The 20,868-nt window shown below is 70.0% G+C and carries 15 protein-coding genes and 2 pseudogenes; 11 read left to right on the plus strand and 6 right to left on the minus strand.

Annotated elements, in window-relative coordinates:
• Nucleotides 1-142 precede the first annotated feature (142 nt).
• Entirely contained in the window at nucleotides 143-832 is a 690-nt protein-coding gene (locus ACWFR4_RS04265; RefSeq protein ID WP_100597842.1) for a FadR/GntR family transcriptional regulator, read from the minus strand.
• 245 nt (nucleotides 833-1,077) lie between these two features.
• Between ACWFR4_RS04265 and ACWFR4_RS04270 the strand changes: the two genes are divergently transcribed.
• Nucleotides 1,078-2,298: an aminotransferase class V-fold PLP-dependent enzyme gene (locus ACWFR4_RS04270; RefSeq protein WP_453650715.1), complete on the plus strand. Its 1,221-nt coding sequence runs from the start codon at nucleotides 1,078-1,080 to the stop codon at nucleotides 2,296-2,298.
• 72 nt (nucleotides 2,299-2,370) lie between these two features.
• Nucleotides 2,371-4,029 (plus strand): BTAD domain-containing putative transcriptional regulator, encoded by a 1,659-nt coding sequence (locus ACWFR4_RS04275; RefSeq protein WP_453650717.1) that lies wholly within the window; start codon nucleotides 2,371-2,373, stop codon nucleotides 4,027-4,029.
• A 7-nt stretch (nucleotides 4,030-4,036) separates the two neighbouring features.
• On the opposite strand, the gene ACWFR4_RS04280 is transcribed toward ACWFR4_RS04275, so the two are convergent.
• The 5 genes from ACWFR4_RS04280 to ACWFR4_RS04300 are packed head-to-tail and all read right to left on the minus strand — an operon-like array spanning nucleotide 4,037 to nucleotide 9,549.
• Nucleotides 4,037-5,056: an ABC transporter ATP-binding protein gene (locus ACWFR4_RS04280; protein ID WP_116507045.1), complete on the minus strand. Its 1,020-nt coding sequence runs from the start codon at nucleotides 5,054-5,056 to the stop codon at nucleotides 4,037-4,039.
• Nucleotides 5,053-6,057, minus strand: coding sequence for an ABC transporter ATP-binding protein (locus ACWFR4_RS04285; protein WP_100597838.1), 1,005 nt, complete (start codon nucleotides 6,055-6,057; stop codon nucleotides 5,053-5,055). The genes ACWFR4_RS04280 and ACWFR4_RS04285 overlap by 4 nt, the downstream gene beginning before the upstream one ends.
• Before the next feature lie 15 nt (nucleotides 6,058-6,072).
• Entirely contained in the window at nucleotides 6,073-6,975 is a 903-nt protein-coding gene (locus tag ACWFR4_RS04290; RefSeq protein ID WP_327579081.1) for an ABC transporter permease, read from the minus strand.
• A complete protein-coding gene (locus tag ACWFR4_RS04295) occupies nucleotides 6,968-7,894 on the minus strand; it encodes an ABC transporter permease (protein WP_100597836.1) in 927 nt (308 codons plus the stop codon). The genes ACWFR4_RS04290 and ACWFR4_RS04295 overlap by 8 nt, the downstream gene beginning before the upstream one ends.
• Nucleotides 7,895-7,950: 56 nt before the next feature.
• On the minus strand, nucleotides 7,951-9,549 hold the full coding sequence (locus tag ACWFR4_RS04300; RefSeq protein ID WP_453650719.1) for a peptide ABC transporter substrate-binding protein: 1,599 nt from the start codon (nucleotides 9,547-9,549) through the stop codon (nucleotides 7,951-7,953).
• Nucleotides 9,550-9,841: 292 nt separating this feature from the next.
• Between ACWFR4_RS04300 and ACWFR4_RS04305 the strand changes: the two genes are divergently transcribed.
• The 9 genes and pseudogenes from ACWFR4_RS04305 (at nucleotide 9,842) to ACWFR4_RS04345 (ending at nucleotide 20,710) form a co-directional block, all read left to right on the plus strand.
• Nucleotides 9,842-11,440, plus strand: coding sequence for a peptide ABC transporter substrate-binding protein (locus ACWFR4_RS04305; RefSeq protein WP_389490433.1), 1,599 nt, complete (start codon nucleotides 9,842-9,844; stop codon nucleotides 11,438-11,440).
• 47 nt (nucleotides 11,441-11,487) lie between these two features.
• Entirely contained in the window at nucleotides 11,488-14,517 is a 3,030-nt protein-coding gene (locus tag ACWFR4_RS04310) for an alpha-mannosidase (protein WP_453650721.1), read from the plus strand.
• Nucleotides 14,518-14,665: 148 nt separating this feature from the next.
• A pseudogene (locus ACWFR4_RS04315) lies at nucleotides 14,666-15,069 on the plus strand (integrase core domain-containing protein); the annotation flags it as partial.
• 68 nt (nucleotides 15,070-15,137) lie between these two features.
• Nucleotides 15,138-16,232, plus strand: coding sequence for an integrase core domain-containing protein (locus tag ACWFR4_RS04320; RefSeq protein WP_453650723.1), 1,095 nt, complete (start codon nucleotides 15,138-15,140; stop codon nucleotides 16,230-16,232).
• 9 nt (nucleotides 16,233-16,241) lie between these two features.
• Nucleotides 16,242-16,463, plus strand: a complete 222-nt coding sequence (locus ACWFR4_RS04325; RefSeq protein WP_382999207.1) for a transposase domain-containing protein — start codon at nucleotides 16,242-16,244, stop codon at nucleotides 16,461-16,463.
• 99 nt (nucleotides 16,464-16,562) lie between these two features.
• On the plus strand, nucleotides 16,563-18,248 hold the full coding sequence (locus ACWFR4_RS04330; protein WP_453650725.1) for a ribonuclease J: 1,686 nt from the start codon (nucleotides 16,563-16,565) through the stop codon (nucleotides 18,246-18,248).
• A gap of 150 nt (nucleotides 18,249-18,398) precedes the next feature.
• Nucleotides 18,399-18,822 (plus strand): annotated as a pseudogene (locus tag ACWFR4_RS04335) (integrase core domain-containing protein); the annotation flags it as partial.
• Nucleotides 18,823-18,949: 127 nt separating this feature from the next.
• The gene (locus ACWFR4_RS04340; RefSeq protein ID WP_453650727.1) at nucleotides 18,950-20,041 is read left to right on the plus strand and encodes an integrase core domain-containing protein; all 1,092 of its coding nucleotides are present in this window, start codon (nucleotides 18,950-18,952) and stop codon (nucleotides 20,039-20,041) included.
• A gap of 225 nt (nucleotides 20,042-20,266) precedes the next feature.
• Entirely contained in the window at nucleotides 20,267-20,710 is a 444-nt protein-coding gene (locus tag ACWFR4_RS04345) for a PAS domain-containing protein (RefSeq protein ID WP_326709995.1), read from the plus strand.
• Nucleotides 20,711-20,868: the final 158 nt, after the last annotated feature.

Here is a 20,868-nt window from a genome sequence, read left to right on the forward strand (position 1 = left end):
CCAGCCCCGCTGGAACGATACGGCGACGCTCCGCGCCGCCCCCACAAGATTCGCTTCACCCCCGGCCTGAAGACCGGAGCACTGCGAATGAATCCCGGTAGCCGTACCCAGGTCGTCAAGCCTGCCGGGAACGAACCTCCGGTCAGGCCTGTCGCTCCTGGTCCAGAAGATGGCGCAGCCACTTCTCCGAATGCGCGATGTGCGCCGCGGCGGCCGACGCGGCCGCCACCGGGTCGTGGCGACTGATCGCTCCGACGATCTCGCGGTGGCCCGCGTCGCTGACCCGCTTGATGTCCGGGCCCTCGGGCAACGTGAAGATCTGGTGGCGGCGCGAGCGGGTACGGAACACGGTGAGCAGTGAATCCAGCGCGGGGTTGCCCGCGACGCGCGCGACCTCCGAGTGGAACCGGTGGTCCAGGTCGGAGACTTCCGCCGGATCATCGGTGGCCTCCATTGCCGCGAGGTGGGCATGCATGCGCTCCAACGCTTCGGCGCCCACTCGCGCGGCGGCCTGCGAGGCGGCGTGCGCCTCCAGGACCCGGCGCAGCTCGTAGACCTCGAGCAGGCCGGGCAGCGGCAGCAGGTCCACGGTGAGGGAGAGGCTGCCGATGATGTCCTCGGGCCGCAGTGCCGAGACGTAGGTGCCCGAGCCGTGGCGCGGTTCGACCACGCGCAGCGCGGCGAGCATCCGCACGGCCTCCCGCAACGGCCCGCGGGAGACTCCGAGTTCAGCGCACAGGTCCGCCTCGGGCGGCATGCGCGCACCGGCCGTCAGCCGCCCGTCGGCGATCATGTGCCGTAGGCCGTGAAAGGCCTTCTCCACTGCGGACATATCCCGCTCCCCCGATCCGTGCCGTGCCCCACGGCCCGCGGCGGCCCGTGCTCCGTCATGCGTGCTTCGACTGATGAGACCCTAGCAAGTCATCTGATGTCTTCAGGAGACTGAGATCAACTCGCGCTCCTGTCATCAGCCACCTTCCCTGAAAACTCGGGGAAGGAGCACTTTAATCGCAGCGATGCACATGCCAGGATGCTGCATGTCATCATACGTCTTGGGTAGTTCCTCCTAGGAGTCGCATGAGTACGGGCCTGGCCGTCGCCCCGCCAAAACCCTTGTCCCTGCCCAACGGCCGACCCGCCGCGGATGCCTGGTCGCTCGACCCGGAGTTGCTGCATCTCAACCACGGTTCGTTCGGTGCGGTGCCGGTGGCGGCACAGCGTGAGCAGGACCGGCTGCGGGAGCGGGCCGAGCGGGCGCCGGTGGTATGGTTCCCGGCTCAGCCGCAGCGGATCTCCACGGCCCGCGCCGAACTCGCCGCGTTCTTGCGTGTGGACGCCGACGATCTGGCCCTCGTACCGAACGCGAGCGCCGGAGTCAGCACCGTCCTGGCCTCGCTCACCCTGCCGCCCGAGGCCGAGATTCTGGTCACCGATCACGGATACGGCGCGGTCACCATGGCCGCGCAGCGTACGGCCCTGCGCTGCGGCGGGCGGGTGCGGACCGCGCACATCCCTCTCGCGGCCGACGCGGACGAGGCGTTTACGGCCGTGGCCGAACAGGTCGGCGATCGCACCGCGCTGATCCTCCTCGACCAGATCACGTCGTCGACCGGCCGACTGCTGCCGGTCGAGCGGATCGCACGGCTCGCCCGACGGCGCGGCATCCCGTTCCTGGTGGACGGCGCGCACGCCCCCGGCATGCTGGCCGCGCCGCTGGACGGTCTCGCCTGCGACTTCTGGACCGGCAATCTGCACAAGTTCGCCTGCACCCCGCGCGGCACCTCCGCCCTCGTCGCGCGCGGTCCACTGCGCGCGGCCCTGTACCCGCTGATCGACTCCTGGGGCACCCAACTGCCCTTCCCCGCACGCTTCGATCACACCGGGACCCAGGACACCTCCGCCTGGCTCGCGGCCCCGGCCGCGCTGTCCTTCGTCGAGCGGACGTGGGGGTGGGAGACGGTCCGCGGTTATCTGAGCGCGCTCGCCGACTACGGGCAGCGCACCGTCGCGGACGCGTTCGCCCAGCACATCGGACAGGACGCCGTGCCGGCGGTTGGCACACCCGCGCCGGCGCTACGCCTGGTAAGACTGCCCGACGAGCTCGGCCCCGACCGGTTCGCGAGTGATGTGCTGCGTGACCGGGCCGCACAGGAACTCGGCGCGGAGACCGCGTTCACGTCCTTCGACGGGGTCGGCTATATCAGGCTCTCCGCGCACGTCTACAACACCCCCGCCGATTATGAGGAGTTCGCCGAGCGGTGCGTGCCTCGGCTGGTGGCGTGGAGCCGCGCCGCCTGAGCCCGCGCGCGCCCCGGCCCAGCAGCCCGCACGGCTCTCCGAACACGGCCCCGACGAGGAAGGTAACGACCCGTGGCCCCGAGCATCTCGACGGACCTCCCCCCACTCCCGCCCGCGTGCGACAGCGCTCTGGTGCGGTACCGCCTCCTAGGCCAGGTACGCGCGGAGCGTGCCGGAGAGCCGCTACCGCCGGGCGCCCCGAAACAGCAGGCGCTTCTCGCGGCGCTGCTGCTGCGCGGCGGTGAACAGGTCGAGCGCACCGAACTGGTGCGGGCCGTCTGGGGCGAGCACGCGCCGGACAGCGCGGCGGGCCTGCTCGCCACGTACACAGCACGCCTGCGCAAGGCGCTGGAGCCGGACCGAGCCCGCCGCGCCGCACCCCGGCTCCTGATCACGCGGGGCACCACCTACGGGCTGCATCTGCGGCGGGACGCACTGGACCTGTGGCGGTTCGAGGACGCGCTGTCCGAGGCGCGCCGGGAGCGCCGCGCGGGCCGGGTCGGCGCCGCCCGCACCTGTTACGAGCGGGCCCTCGCCCAGTGGCGGGGCGAGCAGGCGCTGAGCGGGGTGCCGGAACGCTGTGCGGCGGATGCCCGGCACCGGCTCGCCGGGCTGCGCCTCGACGCCCGCCTCGAACACGCCGAGGCACTGCTCGACCTCGGTGAACATGCCGAGGCCGCCGAGCGGATCGCCCCGCTGGTGCCGGGCAGACCGTACGACGAGCGGTTGCAGGCGCTGCTGATGCTGGCGCTGTACCGCAGCGGGCGCACGCCCGAGGCCCTCGCCCTGTTCCGCGGAGTGCGGCGCGCCCTCGTGCACGACCTGGGTGTCGAACCGCGCCCGGGACTGAGCCGGCTGCACGAGCGCATCCTGCACGCCGACCCCTCGCTGGCCGCGCCCCGGCAGCCGCCGCGGTCACTCACGCCCGCGTGTCCGGCACCGGCCCACCTCCTGCCCGTGCCCGCTCAACTGCCGCGCGACAGTGCCGACTTCACCGGTCGGGAGGAGGAGGTGCGGCAGCTGCGCGAACTGCTGCGGCGCCCCGACTCCCCCGCCGCCGTCTGCCCCACCGTGGTGATCTCCGGTGCGGGGGGCCTCGGCAAGAGCACGCTTGCCGTGCACGTCGCCCACCAGGTGCGGGACCGGTTCCCCGACGGCCAGCTCTACGCGGTGCTCGGCGGGCGCGCCCCTGCCGACGTGCTCGGCCGATTCCTGGAGGACCTCGGGGTGGCGCCGCACGAGGTGCCCGACGGTCTGGAGCGGCGCGCCGTCCGGTTCCGTACGCTCACCGCCGAACGTCGGCTCCTCGTCCTGCTCGACGACGCCCAGTCCACGGACCAGTTGCGGGAGTTGCTGCCCGCGGCGCCCGGCTGCGCGGTGCTGGTGACCAGCCAGGCCCCGCTGCGGGACCTGCCCGGCCGGGTGCCGCTCCGGCTCGGCCCGCTGGACGCGGCCCAGTCCCTGCGGCTGTTGCGCCGGTTCGCTTCGGGGGCGCCGCTGGCCTCGGTCGCGGCGCTGCCGTACCGTTCGGCGGCCACCGCCTCGGCTACGTCCGCTCTGCACAGCCTCGCGGACGGCTGCGCCGGGCATCCGCTGGCGCTGCGGCTCGCCGCCGCGCGGGCTGCCGACGAAGCGGCCCGGGTGGACGACATCGGCGGGCCGCCCGCTTCGCACCCGGGGTTCCCGGACGGCCCGCGCACCGCCAGGACCCGTATCGCATCGGCAGGTTGACACCCCGTCAGTCCACACTCCCGGCGAGCATCGCGTCCGTGAAGTGACAGGCGCCGGCCCGCTGTCCCCGCACCGTCAGCAGGGGCTCGGTGTCACGGCACAGGTCCTGTGCGCGCGGGCACCGGGTGTGGAACCGGCAGCCCGGCGGCGGTGCGGACGGCGACGGCGGATCGCCCGCGAGGACGATGCGGGTGCGGCGCGGGGCGTGCGGGTCGCGGATGCGGTCGAGGGAGGGTTCGGCCGACAGGAGCGCCTCGGTGTAGGGGTGGCCCGGGGCCGCGTAGAGGGCGTCCACCGGGGCCTGTTCGGCGACCTTGCCCAGGTACATCACGGTGACGTCGTCGCACACGTGGCGTACGACGCCGAGGTCGTGGGAGACGAAGACGAGCGCGAGACCCAATTCGCGACGGAGCTTCAGGAGCAGATTGACGACCTGGGCCTGCACCGACAGGTCGAGCGCCGAGACGGGCTCGTCGCACAGCAGCACGTCGGGGCCGAGGGCGAGGCCGCGGGCGATGCCGATGCGCTGGCGCTGTCCGCCGGAGAACTGGTGCGGATAGCGGTCCGCGTGACGGGCGTCGAGGCCGACCAGTTCCAGGAGTTCGGCGATCCGGGCCCGCCTCCCGGCGCGCGGGACGACATCGGGATGGACGTCGAAGGCCTCCCCGATGATCTCGCCGACCCTCAGCCGTGGGTTGAGCGAGGCGTACGGGTCCTGGAAGACGACCTGGACGCGGCGGCGCCACCGCTTGAGGGCGGCGCCGCGCAGCCGCGCGACGTCCTCGCCCTCGAAGAGGAGCCGCCCGTCGGTCGGCCGCTCCAGCGCGCACAGCAGCCGCAGCAGGGTCGACTTGCCGCAGCCGGACTCGCCGACGATGCCGAGCGCCTGACCGCGCCGCAGCTCCAGGTCGACGCCGTCGACGGCCCGGACCACGGCCGCGCCCCGGCCGCGCCGCCACGGCAGCGCGGGCCCGCCGCCGTAGTGCTTGACCAGCCCTTCGGCCCTGAGGATCACGTCGTCGGTCATCGTGCGGCGCCTTCCGGGCTGAGCGGCTGGTCGAGGAGATGGCAGGCGCCGAAGCGGAGCTCGCCGGGGGCGGGCTGCAGGGCGGGGCGTTCGGTGACACACCGGTCGTGGGCGTGCGGGCAGCGCGGCCGGAACGGGCAGCCGGACGGCAGCCGCATCAGGTCGGGCGGCGTGCCGGGGATGGCGGGCAGGTCCTGGCCGCGCCTCTCGGCGGACGGCACCGACTGCAACAGCCCCTGGGTGTACGGGTGTTGTGGATCACCCAGCACATCGGCCGTGGCCCCCGACTCCACGACCCGGCCCGCGTACATGACGACCAGGTCGTCGGCGATCTCCGCGGCGACGGCCAGGTCATGGGTGATGAGCACGACCCCCATGTCGGTGTCGGCCTGGATCTCCGCGAGGAGTTCGAGGATCTGGGCCTGCACGGTGACGTCGAGCGCGGTGGTCGGCTCGTCGGCGATGAGTACCTCGGGGCCGAGGGCGAGCGCCATGGCGATCATCACGCGCTGGCGCATGCCGCCGGAGAACTGGTGCGGGTAGTCGTGGACACGGGCCCGCGCGCCGGGGATGCCCACGCGGTCCAGCATCTCGGCCGCCCGCTTCATGGCGTCGGAGCGGCTCGTGCCCCGGTGTACCCGGTACAGCTCGGCGATCTGCCGACCGACCGTGTGCACGGGGTTGAGTGCGGACAGCGCGTCCTGGAAGACCAACGAGATCCGGCTGCCGACGACGCCGCGGCGTGCGCGCTCGGTCAGCGTCAGCAGGTCCATTCCGTCGAACAGGGCCTGGCCGCCGGTGACATGACCGGGCGGGCTGTCGAGGATGCCCGTGATGGCCTGGGTGGAGACGCTCTTGCCGGAGCCGGACTCGCCGAGGATGACGAGGGTGCGGCCGCGGTGCAGGGTCCAGGAAACGGAGTCCACGGCGCGCAGGCGGCCGGCGCGGGTGTCGAACTCGACGCTCAGGTCACGTACGTCGAGCAGAGGTTCAGCTGCCATGGGGCGGTTCACCGCTCACCTCTTCAGTTTCGGGTCGAGAGCGTCGCGGACCGTGTCGCCCATGATCATGAAGGCCATGACGGTGATGGTCAGGAGCAGGGCGGGGAAGAGGAAGAGGTGGACGTCGTCGCGGTAGGAGGCGGCGATGGCGATCTGAAGTCCCCAGGAAATGGTGGGGGGTTGGAGCCCGATGCCGAGGAAGGTGAGCGCGGCCTCGGTGCCGACCGCCGCGCCGACGGTGAGCGTGGTCAGGGCGAGCAGCGGCGCCACCGAGTTGGGCAGGATGTGCACCCGCAGGATGTGCGGGGCCCCGGCGCCGAGCGCGCGGGAGGCGAGGACGTACTCGCGCGTGCGCACGCTCAGAACGGTGGAGCGCATCAGCCGCATGCCCGCGGGCCAGCCGAGCAGCACGATCACGAAGGCGATGGTCCACACGGAGCGGGACGAGAAGGCCTGCAGGATGACGATCATCGCGACGAGGCCGGGCAGGGCGAACAGCACGTCGGCGGTGCGCGAGACGAGGCTGTCGACGAAGCCGGGGAAGTATCCGGCGAGCATGCCGAGGACGCAGGCGACAGCGAAGCCGACCACACACACGGAGACGCTGACCAGGACCGAGGGCCGGGCCCCGTAGATCACGTTGGCGTAGTAGTCGCAGCCCTGGATGTCGTAGCCGAACCAGTGCGCGGCGGACGGGGCGCCCTTGGAGAGCTTCAGGTCGCACACGGTGGGATCGGTGGCGGTGAACAGCCGGGGAAAGGCGGCCATCAGCGCGATGACCAGGATGGCGAGGGCGCTGAGGACGAAGCGTGGCTTGCGCAGCAGTTCGCGTAGGACGGCGGCGCCGCGCGGGCTGTCCTCGCCGACGGGCTCGAGTTCGGCGGCGGTCGCGGCGGTCGCCAGGGCGGTGTCAGACATGGCGCACCCTCGGGTCCAGGAGGCCGTAGAGCAGGTCGACGACCAGGTTGACGAGCATGTAGCCGAGCAGCAGCACCGTGGAGAGGGTGACGACCACTCCGCCTTCCTTCATGGCGATGGAGCGGAACATGAACTGGCCGATGCCGTTCAGGTTGTAGATGCCCTCGGTGATGATCGCGCCGCCGAGAATGCCGGCCAGGTCGAGCCCGATGTACGTGATCACGGGCAGCATGGCGTTGCGCAGCACGTGCCCCCACAGGATGCGGTTCGGGGCGAGCCCCTTGGCGCGTGCGGTGCGGACGAAGTCGGCGCTCGCGACCTCGGCGATGCTGGTGCGGGTGACGCGGGCGAGTCCGGCGAAGCCGAGGACGCCTAGCACGGTGGCGGGCAGCAGATAGCTGCCGGGCCAGCCGTCGGTGGCGCCGGAGACCGGGAACCAGCTGAGTTCGACCGCGAAGAAGGACTGCGCGAAGAACATGGCGACCAGACCGGGCACGGCGAGCACCCCGAGCGTGGCGCCGAGGAGCGCCCGGTCCACCAGGCCGTCGCGCCGCCATCCCGCGTACACACCGCTGACGAGCCCGAGGACGAGCTGGATGGCGAGGGCGGTGAGTCCGAGCTGGAGGGTCACCGGCCAGCGCAGCGCGAGTTGTTCGCCGATGTCCTGCCCGTCGAAGGTCTGCCCGAGGTCGCCCTTGAGCAGGTTGCCCATGAAGTGCAGGTACTGGACGAACAGGGGATCGTTCAGGTGGTAGTAGGCGCGTTTGGCCGCGATGACGGATTCGGCCAGGGGTTTCTGTCCTGACAGGGCCCTGATCGGGTCGCCGGGGAGGGCAAAGACCATCGCGTAGACGAGGAACGTCACGATGACCGCGATCGGGATCATGATCAGGAGGCGGCGGAGCGCGAAACGCAACACCGTGTCCTCCTTTGGGAGTTACGGAGAGGAGTTACGGGATTGGGGGGCGGGCGGGGTCAGTCGGCGAAGGTCGACCGGACGGGATCCACGTTCGCGAAAGGGGCGTTGAGGGGTTCGACGCCCTCGGCATGCAGATAGACGTCCCGTGAGTGCGACAGCGGGAGCACCGGCATCTGCTCGGCGATGCGGTCCTCGATCGCCTGGTAGTCGCGCGTCGCCTGGGCCTGGTCGACCTGGGCGTTGGCCTCGCCGAGCATCCGGTCGACCTTCGCGTCGCGGTAGCGGCCGGTATTGACGTCGCCGTAGGACGCGAACATCGGGGTGAGGTAGTCCTCGAGCGCCGGGTAGTCGTGCCCCCAGCCCATGATGCGGATGCCGTCGAGCTTGCCCGCGTTGGCGAGCGGACCGATCTCGGCGCCTGGCTTGCCGACATACTGGATCTTCAGCCCCAGTTTCTGCCGCCACATGTTGCCCAGCGCCTCGGCGTACACCTGCTCGCCGGGGTTGTCGCTGGCGAAGAAGAGCCGCAGCTTGCCCGGGAACCCGCCGGCTTCCCGCAGCAGCTTCTTGGCCCGGGCCACGTCAAGCCTGCAGTCACTGCAGGTGTTCTCGCGGTGGCCGTCGACGCTGGGCGCGGTGAACGAGGTGGCGGGGAAGTTGCCGGGCTTGAGCTTGGCCAGGGAGTCGCGGTCCAGGGCGAGCGAGAGCGCCCGGCGGACGCGGGTGTCGGTGTACGGCTTCAGCGTCACCGGAAGGTTGAGGTAGTTGATGCCGGCGGCGGCCTTGGCCTGGCTCCACTTGCCGGGTGCGTCCGTCTTGTACGAGTCGATCTTCGACGACGGTACGGCGACGTAGTCGACGTTGCCGGCGAGGAACTCGTTGTACGCGGTCTCCGGGTTGGAGAAGAACCGGAACGTGATGTGGTCGGCCTGCGGGGCGTCCTTGCCGGCGTAGTCCTTGTTGCGCATGAGGCGCACCGGCTGCCCCGCCTTCCATCCGCCGTCCAGCTGGTAGGCGCCGTAGCCGATCGGCTTGTGCTTGAACTGGTCCGGGTCCTTCAGCGTCTCGGCGGACAGCGCGGCGACGCCGAGGTAGCTGAGCGTCGTCGGATACGGCGAGAACGCCCCCTTCAGGGTGACGGTGAAGGTGAGATCGTCGACCACCTTCAGCCCGGACAGCGTGGTCGCCTTCGGCTTGCCCTTGGCCGGGTTCAGGTCCTCGTAGCCCTCGACCCGCTGAAAGGCGCCGTTGTTCGCGAAGGCGTGCGAGGCGTACGCGGTGTAGTTCCACGTGTCCACGAACGACTTGGCGGTGAGCTTCTCACCGTTGGTGAACTTCCAGCCGGGCTTGATCTTGATCGTCCACGTCTTCGCGTCCTTCGACGTGACCGAATCGGCGACGACATTCACCAGCTTGCCGGTCTTCGCGTCCACCCGGGTCAGCGGCGCCCACAGCGCGGACTCGATCTGGATGCCCGTGGTGCCGTTGTCGTTCGACGGGTTCAGATAGGGCACCTCGGCCGCGGTGGCGATCGCCATGGAGTGGCCGTCGTCCTTTCCCGCGCCGTCCCCGCTCCCGGCGCCACTGCATCCGGCGAGCAGCACCGCCAGCGCGGTGCCGGTCGCCGCTTTGACGATTCTTCGTGTCCGGGCCATGAGTTCTCCCGCAGTCCTGGCCGGACCGGTCGCGGCGGGCACCGCCGTGACCAGCCCGGACGCGCCGGTCGGTTGGGCCGCGACAGTAGGAACGGCCCAGGTGGGCGTCAAGGCGGATGCCCTTCGGCGTCCATCCGACGTCCATTCCGCATCCCTCGCACCCGCTGAATGGGCGCTGAATGGACGTTCAGCAGGGGGAACTTGCACGCAGGAACGCCGCGTTCCTAGCGTCACCGCCCGACAGTCAGGCAACGCCGGGTCCCCGATTCCGGCCGGACGCACGGGAGTCCACATGGTGCGAACACGAAGAGCCGCCGCGGTGGCGGCGATTGCCGCGCTCGCCCTCGCGGCGACCGGATGCAGCGGCGGCGGCTCGGACGGCAAGGGCTCCGGTGCCGCCGGCCGCACGGTGACGGTGGCGACCGGCGCGGAGATCGCGGCGATCAACCCGGAGAAGGACAACAGCTCCGCCAACATCCAGCTGGCCTTCGCCATGTGGGCGCCGCTGACCCGGGTGGACCCGAAGAGCGGCAAGCTGGTGAACGTCGTCGCCGATTCGGTCACGTCGAAGGACGCGAAGACGTGGACGATCAAGATCAAGCCCGGCTGGAAGTTCACCAACGGTGAGAAGCTCACCGCCAAGTCGTTCGTGGACACGTGGAACTACACCGCGTACGGACCGCACGGGTACCTCAGCAACGGCTTCTTCCAGCGGGTTCAGGGCTACGAGGACCTCAACCCGGCCAAGGGCAAGCCGAAGGCGACCACGCTGTCCGGGCTGAAGGTGGTCGACGACCTCACCTTCACCGTGACCCTCAAGGCGCCCTTCTCACCGTACCCGTCGACGCTCAGCTACTACGGACTCGCCGCCCTGTCCGCGGAGACGCTGAAGGACCCGGACGCGTACAGCCACAAGCCGATCGGCTACGGCCCCTACAAGCTGGACGGCGCGTGGAAGGCCGGACAGCCCGTGCGCCTCACGCGCAACAAGGGCTATGCCGGCAAGGACGCCCCGCAGGCCGACCGCCTCGTCTACCGCTTCTTCTCCAACCCGGAGACCGCCTACAACGAGTTCCTGGCCGGCAACCTCGACTACGCGACGCTGCCGTCCTCGAAGATCGACGCGTACAAGACGGACGCTCCCGGCAAGTGGAGCCAGGGCAAGTCCGCACCGAACCTCAGCTACCTCGAACTCCCCGTCAACACACCGGGGTTCAAGGATCCGAAGGTGCGGCGCGCGCTCTCCCTCGCCCTGGACCGCAAGGCCCTCGTCAAGCTGAAGCCGGGCGCGTTCCCCGCCACGTCCTTCACCGCCTCGACCCTCGACGGGCACCGCGAGAACACCTGCACCGCCTGCACGCTGGACGTGGCCGGGGCGAAGAAGCTGCTGCGCGAGGCCGGCGGTTTCTCCGGGCGCCTCAAGATGTACTACGCGAGTGACAACCCGGGAGACCAGGTCTTCGCCGAGGCGCTCGGCAACATGTGGCGGCAGAACCTCGGCCTGAAGATCCAGTACGTGGGCAAGCCCGGCAGCGACCTGAGCGCGATGGCGTCCAAGGGCGCGCTGGACGGCGTGCGGTCCTCGGGCTGGGGGCACGACTATCCGTCGCTCGAGGACTACCTCACGCCGATCTTCGCCTCGTACGGCGATTTCAACTCCAACGGCTACCGCAACCCCGAGGTCGACAGCCGTCTGGAGCAGGCGAACAAGATCGCCGACCCCGCGAAGGCCACGCGCGCCTACCAGGGCATCGAGGACCTGATCGCCCGGGACATGCCGGTCGTGCCGCTGTTCCACACGCGCACGATCTATCTGCACGCGACCGACGTCCACCCGCTGGACTCCCGGTACGCGGACATCAATCCCGTGCGCTCGACGATCGACCGCTGAACCGGGCCGCCCGCCCCGCCTTCCGTACTCCAGGAGACTCAACGCCCATGCATGACGACCGTTCGCTCATCGAAGACCGGCTGCGACGTGTGCTCGAGGAGCGCATCAGGCCCGCCGTGTACCCGGAGACCGTGCCGCTGGACGTGCGGGTGTGGCACGCGCCGGACGAGCCCGTGCCGGTCGCGGAGGGGCTCGCGGCGCCCGCGCTGTCCATCGGGGAGGGCGCCCGGTGGGGGCGACCGTGGGGCACCAGCTGGTTCACGGTGACCGGCACGGTTCCCCAGCAGTGGGCGGGGCGGACCGCCGAGGCGCTGATCGACCTCGGCTTCGACGGGCACGGCGGTCCCGGCTTCCAGTGCGAGGGCCTGGTCTACGAGCCGGACGGGACACCGGTGAAGGGCCTGCACCCACGCAATCACTGGGTGCGCGTCGGGGCTCCGGCAGCGGGCGGGGAGCAGGTGGAGCTGCGCGTGGAGGCGGCGTCGAACCCCGGGTTCTTCAACTCCCGTGCGTTCAAGCCCACATGGCTCGGTGACACGGACACCGCGGGTCACGATCCGCTCTACACGCTGGGCCGTGTCGAGCTGGCCGTCTTCGACGAGACGGTGTGGGAGCTGCTGCACGACCTGGAGGTGCTGGGCCAGCTGATGGCCGAGCTGCCGCTGGACCGCGCCCGCCGCTGGGAGATCCTGCACGCGGTGGGGGCGGCCCTGGACGTGGTGGACCTCGGCGAGGTGAACGGCACCGCGCAGGCGGCCCGCGACGTGCTGGCACCGGTCCTCGACACCCCCGCGGGACCGTCGGCGCACCGGATCAGCGCGGTCGGGCACGCGCACATCGACTCGGCGTGGCTGTGGCCGCTGCGCGAGACGGTGCGCAAGGTGGCGCGGACCGCATCGAACATGACGCAACTCCTCGACTCCGAACCGGACTTCGTCTTCACCATGTCACAGGCGCAGCAACTGGCCTGGATCAAGGAGCACCGGCCCGAGGTGTACGCGAAGGTCAAGAAGGCCGTGGCCGAGGGGCGGTTCGTGCCGACGGGCGGCATGTGGGTGGAGTCGGACACGAACATGCCGGGCTCGGAGGCGATGGCCCGTCAGTTCGTGCACGGCAAGCGGTTCTTCCTCGACGAGTTCGGCATCGAGAACGAGGAGGTGTGGCTGCCGGACACCTTCGGTTTCGCGGCCGGGCTGCCGCAGATCATCCGCGAGGCCGGCTCCAAGTGGCTGCTGACGCAGAAGATCTCCTGGTCGCAGACGAACACCTTCCCGCATCACACGTTCAACTGGGAGGGCATCGACGGCTCCCGGGTCCTCACCCACTTCCCGCCCGTGGACACGTACAACTGCGCCATGGAGGGACGTGAACTCGCGCACGCGGAACGGAACTTCAAGGACAAGGGGCGGGCGAGCCGTTCGCTCGCACCGACCGGTTTCGGTGACGGCGGGGGCGGAACGACGCGCGAGATGGTGGCGCGGGCCAGGCGGCTGCGGTCGCTCGACGGCTCCCCCACCGTGGAGTGGGAGGCCCCGGCGGCGTTCTTCGAGAAGGCCGAGGCCGAGTACACCGATCCCGCGGTGTGGGTCGGCGAGTTGTATCTGGAGCTGCACCGGGCGACGCTGACGAGCCAGGCGCAGACCAAGCAGGGCAACCGGCGCTGCGAGCACCTCCTCCAGGAGGCGGAGCTGTGGGCGGCGACGGCAGCCGTCCAGTGCGAATTCCCCTACCCGTACGAGGAGTTGGACCGACTCTGGAAGACGGTGCTGCTGCACCAGTTCCACGACATCCTGCCGGGCTCGTCGATCGCCTGGGTGCACCGCGAGGCCCGCGCGACGTACGCACGGGTCACGACCGAACTCGAGGAGATCGTCGACGTCGCGCAGCGCGCCCTGGCCGGCCGCGGCACGGGTGTCCTGCGCTTCAACTCAGCGCCGCACGGGCGTAGTTCAGTACCCGCGCTCGGCGCTGCGGGCCCCCAGCCTGCAGACCTCGCGGCGACGACGGTCCGTGAGCGCGACGGCGGCGGCTTCGTCCTCGACAACACGATCCTGCGGGCCGAGATCGACGGCCGCGGCCTGGTCGTCTCGCTGGTGCACCTGGCGAGCGGCCGCGAGACGCTGGCCCCGGGCCGTGCGGCGGGCCTGCTCCAGCTCCACCCGGATCTGCCGAACAAGTGGGACGCGTGGGACGTCGACAAGTTCTACCGCAACACCGGCACCGACCTAACGGACGTGGACGCGCTGACCGCGACCGCCGACGGGGTGCGGGTCACCCGCTCCTTCGGCAAGTCCGTCGCCGCGCAGACCTTCACCCTCTCCCCCGGCTCCGGGCGCCTCGACGTCGCGACGGAGGTGGAGTGGCACGAGACCGAGAAGTTCCTGAAGCTGGCGTTCCCGCTCGACGTGCACGCGGAACGGTACGCGTCGGAGACCCAGTTCGGGCATGTGTACCGGCCCACGCACACCAACACGAGCTGGGAGGCGGCGCGCTTCGAGGCCTGCAACCACCGGTTCGTGCACCTCGCGGAGCCCGGCTGGGGTGTCGCACTGGTGACCGCTTCGACGTACGGCCACGACGTGACCCGTACGGTGCGTGAGGACCGCGGGACGACCACGACCGTGCGCGCCTCGCTGCTGCGGGCACCGCGCTTCCCCGACCCGGAGACGGACCAGGGAACCCATCGCTTCCGGCACGCCCTGGTGCCGGGCGCGGCCGTCGGGGACGCGGTCCGCGAGGGCGCGGCGCTGTCGCTGCCGGAGCGGGAGGTGACGGGCACGGCCCGCGCCGAGGTCGCGCCGCTGGTACACGTCGACCACGAGTCCGTCGTACTCAGTGCGGTCAAGCTGGCCGACGACGGCTCGGGCGATGTCGTCGTCCGCTTCTACGAGACGCGGGGCGGCCGGGCGACCGTGCGCCTCACTCCCGGGTTCGACGCGGCCGGTGCGGTCCGCTGCGATCTGCTGGAGCGTCCGGTGGCCCCGGCGGAGCCGGACGTCGCGGATCTGTCGTTCGCGCTGCGTCCCTTCCAGCTGGTCACGCTGCGGCTGGCACGGGCGGCCCTCACGGAGTCCTGAGCGTGCGGGGCGCCGTGGCGCCCCGCACCTGGTCGTCGGCGTGAACCGGCGAACCGCTCAGGTGGCTATCGTGTGCCGTTCGGAAACTCATCGCTACTGCTCGGAGGCGGTCTGGCGCGGCACCACTGTCTGCTGGAACCCTGGCCGGGTGATCGCTTCACTGGAGTACCAGGTGGCGCGGAAACGGCCCGCGGTTCCGGCGGTGCTGCTACGCCGGGACGTGGCGAAGGACGCGAAATTGCTGGTGCCGCGGCACGAGAACGCGGTGCTGCGCAGGCAGCTCACGAAGCCGGTTCGCTACGAGCCGGCGGATCGGCTGTAGTTCGCAGGGCTGTCCTCGCTGATCCCCCGGCGCCAGTGGGCGCAGGGTTCCCGGTGGCGCCCACGACGCTGCTGGCGTGGCACCGCAGGCTGCTCGCCCTGAGGTGGGACTACAACAAGCGCCGGAACAGGCCCAGTCGACCTTCGACCGGGCCTGTGGTGAAGGCTCTGGTGCTGCAGCTCGCCAAGGAGAATCCGCGCTGGGGCTGCCGACGGATCCAAGGGGAACTCTGCGCCTGCCGAAAATGTCGTCCATGCAGCTCAGACGCGTCTTCGACGGTGCGGCAAGATAAGCACTCGTGCTGCTTTCTCTCGCCTATTTAACCGTCACCAACCTGTTCGCCGCGCTGCGGTTGCTGCCGATGAGCGACCGCGACAAGGACGCGGAGATCCTCGCCCTGCGCCACCAGCTCACCGCCCTTGAGCGACAGCTCGGTACGGACCGGGTGAGACGCGCTCCGCGGGACCGGGCGTTGCTTGCCGCTCTGCTAGTGCCGCTGCCCCGTCAGGTCCTACGCCGGTTACGGCTACTGGTACGACCTGACACCGTGCTGCGCTGGCACCGCGATCTGATGAAGCGGCGCCATGCCCGCACGTGCCGGCCGAAAAGGCCGGGCCGACCGCCCACGGTCCGCTCAATTCGCGCGCTGATCCTCCGCCTGGTCCGGGAGAACCCATCGTGGGGCTACCGCAGGGTGCACGGCGAACCCACCACCCTCGGCATCCAAGTCGCCGCCTCCACCGTCTGGGAGATCCTCACGGCCGAGGGCATCGCCCCCGCACCCGACCGGGCCGGCACCACCTGGGCCGACTTCCTTCGCTCACAGGCCGACGCCCTCCTGGCCTGCGACTTCATCAAGACCGTCACCCTAACCGGCAGACGCCAGTACAACCTCGCGGTCATCGAGCACGCCACCCGCCGCGTCCGAATCCTCGACACCACCGCGCACCCCACCGCGGCCTGGTTGACTCAGGCCGCCCGCAACCTGGCCACGGACCTGACTGACACTAACGCCACCGTCACGTACCTGATCCGGGACCGGGACGCGGAGTACCCAGCCCTCTTCGACGAGACACTGAGCGACGTCGGCATCCGGGTCGTGCTCACCGGCGTCCGGATACCACGCATGAACGTCATCATGGAACGCTGGGTCCAGATTTGCCGCCACGAACTCCTGGACCGCACCCTCATCTGGAACGAGTACCACCTGCGCCACGCGCTCCGCCAGTTCGTGTTGCACTACAACCTCCACCGGCCTCACCAAGCGATGCATCAGGCAACACCCCTGCGTGCCGGCCCCGAACCGCTCCCCCCTGCACAGATCTCCCACCTCGACGTGCACCGAAGAGACCGCCTCGGCGGAGTCCTCCACGAATACCTACATGCCGCCTGAACAGCATGGATGGACTCTTCGCCAGGCGCAGAGTTAACGCAGGTCGTCCCGCCAGAGTTGCTAGATGCCGTATTGGAGGAGACCGGGGCACGTGAGCAACGATTGCGGAGCCTCCCCTCTCCCGTCGGGGTGAACTTCGTGCTCGCGCTCGGGCTGTTCGAGCATCTGGGCGCCGGGCTGGTGTGGGGCAAGCTGCGCCTTCACCACTCCCTGTACCATCCGCCGGCGTAATCCGATTGACCCGCGGCGGCCGCTGCGGGTGCCCCGCTCCGTCGGGAAGAAGAGATCACACAGGCAGTGGATCACCCCGCCCCCGGGTAACGTCAAGGTATGAGTCATCCGCACCCCGAGCTGAAAGCCGCCCCGCCCCTTCCCGAAGGAGGGCTGCGGGTCATCGCCCTGGGCGGCCTAGGTGAGATCGGCCGCAACATGACCGTCTTCGAGCACGCCGACAAGCTGCTCATCGTCGACTGCGGCGTGCTGTTTCCCGAGGAGACCCAGCCCGGCGTGGACGTAATCCTGCCGGACTTCACCTCGATCCGGGACCGGCTGGACGACATCGTGGCCGTGGTACTCACCCACGGCCACGAGGACCACATCGGCGGCGTGCCGTACCTGCTGCGCGAGCGGTCCGACATTCCCGTCGTCGGCTCCAAGCTGACGCTGGCGTTCCTGGAGGCCAAGCTCAAGGAACACGGCATCCGGCCGCGCACGGTGCGGGTGCAGGAGGGCGACCGGCGCAGCTTCGGGCCCTTCGACTGCGAGTTCGTGGCGGTCAACCACTCCATCCCGGACAGCCTCGCGGTCGCGATCCGCACCGGCGCCGGGATGGTGCTGCACACCGGCGACTTCAAGATGGACCAGTTCCCTCTCGACGACCGCATCACCGATCTGCGCGCCTTCGCCCGCCTCGGCGAGGAGGGCGTGGACCTGTTCCTCACCGACTCCACCAACGCCGAAGTACCCGGCTTCACCACCTCCGAGCGTGAGCTGAACCCGGCGATCGAGCAGGTGATGCGCACCGCGCCGCGCCGGGTCATCGTCTCCAGCTTCGCCAGCCATGTGCACCGCATCCAACAGGTCCTGGACGCCGCCCACCAGCACGGCCGCAAGGTCGCCTTCGTCGGCCGGTCGATGGTCCGCAACATGGGCATCGCCCGTGAACTGGGCTATTTGAAGGTCCCGTCCGGTCTGATCGTGAGCACGAAGGAGCTGGAGAAGCTCCCGGACCACAAGATCACTCTGGTGTGCACCGGCTCCCAGGGCGAACCGATGGCCGCGCTGTCACGGATGGCCAACCGCGACCACCAGATCCGCATTGGCAAGGGCGACACGGTCCTGCTCGCCAGCTCCCTCATCCCCGGCAACGAGAGCGCCATCTACCGCGTCATCAACGGACTTACCCGGTGGGGCGCCCACGTGGTCCACAAGGGCAACGCCAAGGTCCACGTCTCCGGGCACGCCAGCGCCGGCGAACTCGTCTACTGCTACAACATCGTCAAACCCCGCAATGTCCTGCCCGTGCACGGCGAATGGCGCCACCTGCGGGCCAACGGCGACCTCGCCATCCGTACCGGTGTCAACCCAGACCGGGTCGTCATCGCCGAGGACGGCGTCGTCGTCGACCTCGTCGACGGGCGCGCGTCCATCACCGGCAAGGTCCCCGCCGGCAACGTCTACGTGGACGGCATGGAAGTCGGCGGCGCCACCGAAGCGTCCCTCAAGGACCGCCTCACCCTCGCCGCCGAAGGCGTGGTCACGGTGGTGGCGATCGTCGACGCAGACACCGGCGCCCTCGCCGAGGCCCCCGACTTCCTGGCCCGCGGCTTCGTCCACGACGACACCACCTTCGAGCCGGTCGTCCCCGTCATCGAGAAGACCCTGTCCACCGCGGCTGAGGAAGGCGTCGGGGACGCGCGCCAACTCGAACAGCTCCTCGCCCGCGCTGTGGCGAACTGGGCGTTCCGCACCCACCGCCGCAAGCCCCTCATCATCCCCGTCATCATCGACGCCTGAGCCCCAGCAGCACGGTCCCCGGTTCCGGTCGCGGCCCCGCGAGCATCGAGGTCGGGCACGGAAGTCAGCATCCTGTGCCGTTCGGAAACTCATCGCTACTGCTCGGAGGTGGTCTGGCGCGGCATCACTGTCTGCTGGAACCCTGGCCGGGTGATCGTTTCACTGGTGTACCAGGTGGCGCGGAAACTGCTCGCGGTTCCGGCGGTGCTGCTACGTGGAGAGGTGGCCAAGGACGCGGAACTGCTGGTGCTGCGGCACGAGAACGCGGTGCTGCGCAGGCAGCTCACGAAGCCGGTTCGCTACGAGCCGGCGGATCGGCTGTAGTTCGCAGGGCTGTCCTCGCTGGTCCAGTCCCCCGGCGCCGGTGGGCACAGGTGTTCCCGGTGGCACCCACGACGCTGCTGGCGTGGCACCGCAGGCTGCTCGCCCTGAGGTGGGACTACAACAAGCGCCGGAGCAGACCCGGCCGACCGTCGCCGCGAGTGCGGTGAAGACTCCGGTGCTGCAGCTCGCCAAGGAGAAACCGCGCTGGGGCTGCCGACGGATCCAAGAAGAACTCGTCCGGCCCGGACACTGCGTGTGCCGATAGATCATCCGGCCAGGTCAGGACTTGATCGTCGATGACAAGTCCCTCAGCTGCAGAGTTGGCCGCGCCGATGTTGTTTCACATGGACGGCGGTCGGGCGGCATCATGATCTGTCGTGCTGCTGCGCCTGGCCTACCTCGCCGTGACCAACACCTTCGCGCTCCTACGGCTGCTGCCGATGAGCGACCGGGACAAAGACATCGAGATCCTCACGCTGCGACACCAGCTGTTGGTACTGCAGCGCCAGGTAGGCAAGCCCGCGTTCACCGACACCGACCGCGCGCTGCTCGCGAGCCTTCTCCACCACCTCCCAATGGCCCAGCTGCGGCACCTCCCGCTGCTGGTACGCCCCGACACGATCTTGCGGTGGCACCGCGACCTGCTCAAACGGCGCCATGCCGCGACCTGTGTGCCGAGGCGACGCGGACGCCCGCCCACCGTTCGCTCGATCCGCACCCTGGTCCTGCGCCTCGCCCTCGAGAATAGTTCCTGGGGGTATCGGCGCATCCACGGTGAGCTGGCGGCGTTGGGCATCAAGGTCGCCGCCTCCACCGTCTGGGAAATCCTCAAGGAGCACGGCATCCCGCCCGCCCCCGAACGCGAGAGCACCACCTGGGCCGCCTTCCTGCGCAACCAGGCGGACGCGCTGGTGGCGTGCGACTTCTTCGAGACCCGCACCCTGACCGGGGCACGCCTGTACGTCTTCGCCGTCATCGAGCACGCCACCAGGCGCATCCGGATCCTCGGCGCCACCGCGCACCCCACCGCGGACTGGGTAGTGCAGCTCGGACGCAATCTCCTCATGGATCTGGAGGACGCGAGCAGCCGGACCCGATTCCTGATCCGCGACCGCGACTCGAAGTTCACGGCCGCCTTCGACGCCCTGCTGGCCGACGCCGGGCTGGAGGTCGTCACCAGCGGTGTTCGGATGCCGCGAATGAACTCCATCATGGAGCGCTGGATACAGACCTGCCGGCGCGAGCTCCTGGACCACACGTTGATCTGGAACCAGAGTCACCTCCTGCACGCACTGCGCGAATTCGAGGCGTTCTACAACGGGCACCGCCCACACCGAGCCCTTCGGCAAGCGGCTCCACTCCGCCCACTACCCGAACCGATCAGCGTGCCAGCGCAGCTCCGGCACCTGGAGGTCCACCGACAAGACCGACTCGGTGGAAACCTGCACGAGTACCAACATGCTGCTTGACCAGGCCGGATAATTAATCGGCACCCGCAGCGGCGGGTGGTGCGGGCTCGCGGCACCGCTCGCCGTGCGCGAGCGGTGGGAGGCCCAGCTCACGACTCAGGTCGGGCTCGTCAACTCCCAGGCATCGACTCTGAGTTCAATCTCGACTCACCCATCGATCTGGTCGATTGTATTCAGTATGCTTACAACCGGCCTTACACCCGCATCGCGCCACCCGGAGGAGCCATGGCAGTCCCGCACCCCGAACTGCTCGCGCACATGACCATCCACGCGCCCGACGGCATCGTCATCGTCGACAGCGAGGGGCTCATCGAGTTCTGGAACAGCGGCTCGGAGCGGATCTTCGGATGGAAGGAGAGCGAGGTGCTCGGACAGAGCCTCGACCTGATCATCCCCGAGCGGCACCGGCGCCCGCACTGGAAGGGCTTCCACGCGGCGATGGCCAAGGGCTCCACCCACTACGGTGCGAGCGACCTGCTGACCGTGCCCGCGCTCAAGGCCGACGGGTCGAGCCTGTCGATCGAGTTCAGCGTGTGCCTCCTGCCGGATCCGCGGGGCGGCACCGGACATGTCGGCGCGGTCATCCGTGACGTCACCGCGCGCCGCGCTCAGGAGAAGGAGCTGCGCCGCCGCCTCGCCGACGCGAACGCCGGCGCCACGACCCTGTGAAACGCGGGTCATGGCGAGGAGGGCAGGGAACCCCGGGTTCCCTGCCCTCCTCGCTGTTCTGCGTTCTCCGGGACCGCGCACGTCTGGGACTGCACACGTCTCCGGGTCCGCACACGCGGGTGCCCCGCACGCTCGTCGCGCACGGGGCACCCCCTTGT

This window comes from Streptomyces sp. NPDC055140, from assembly GCF_053607285.1.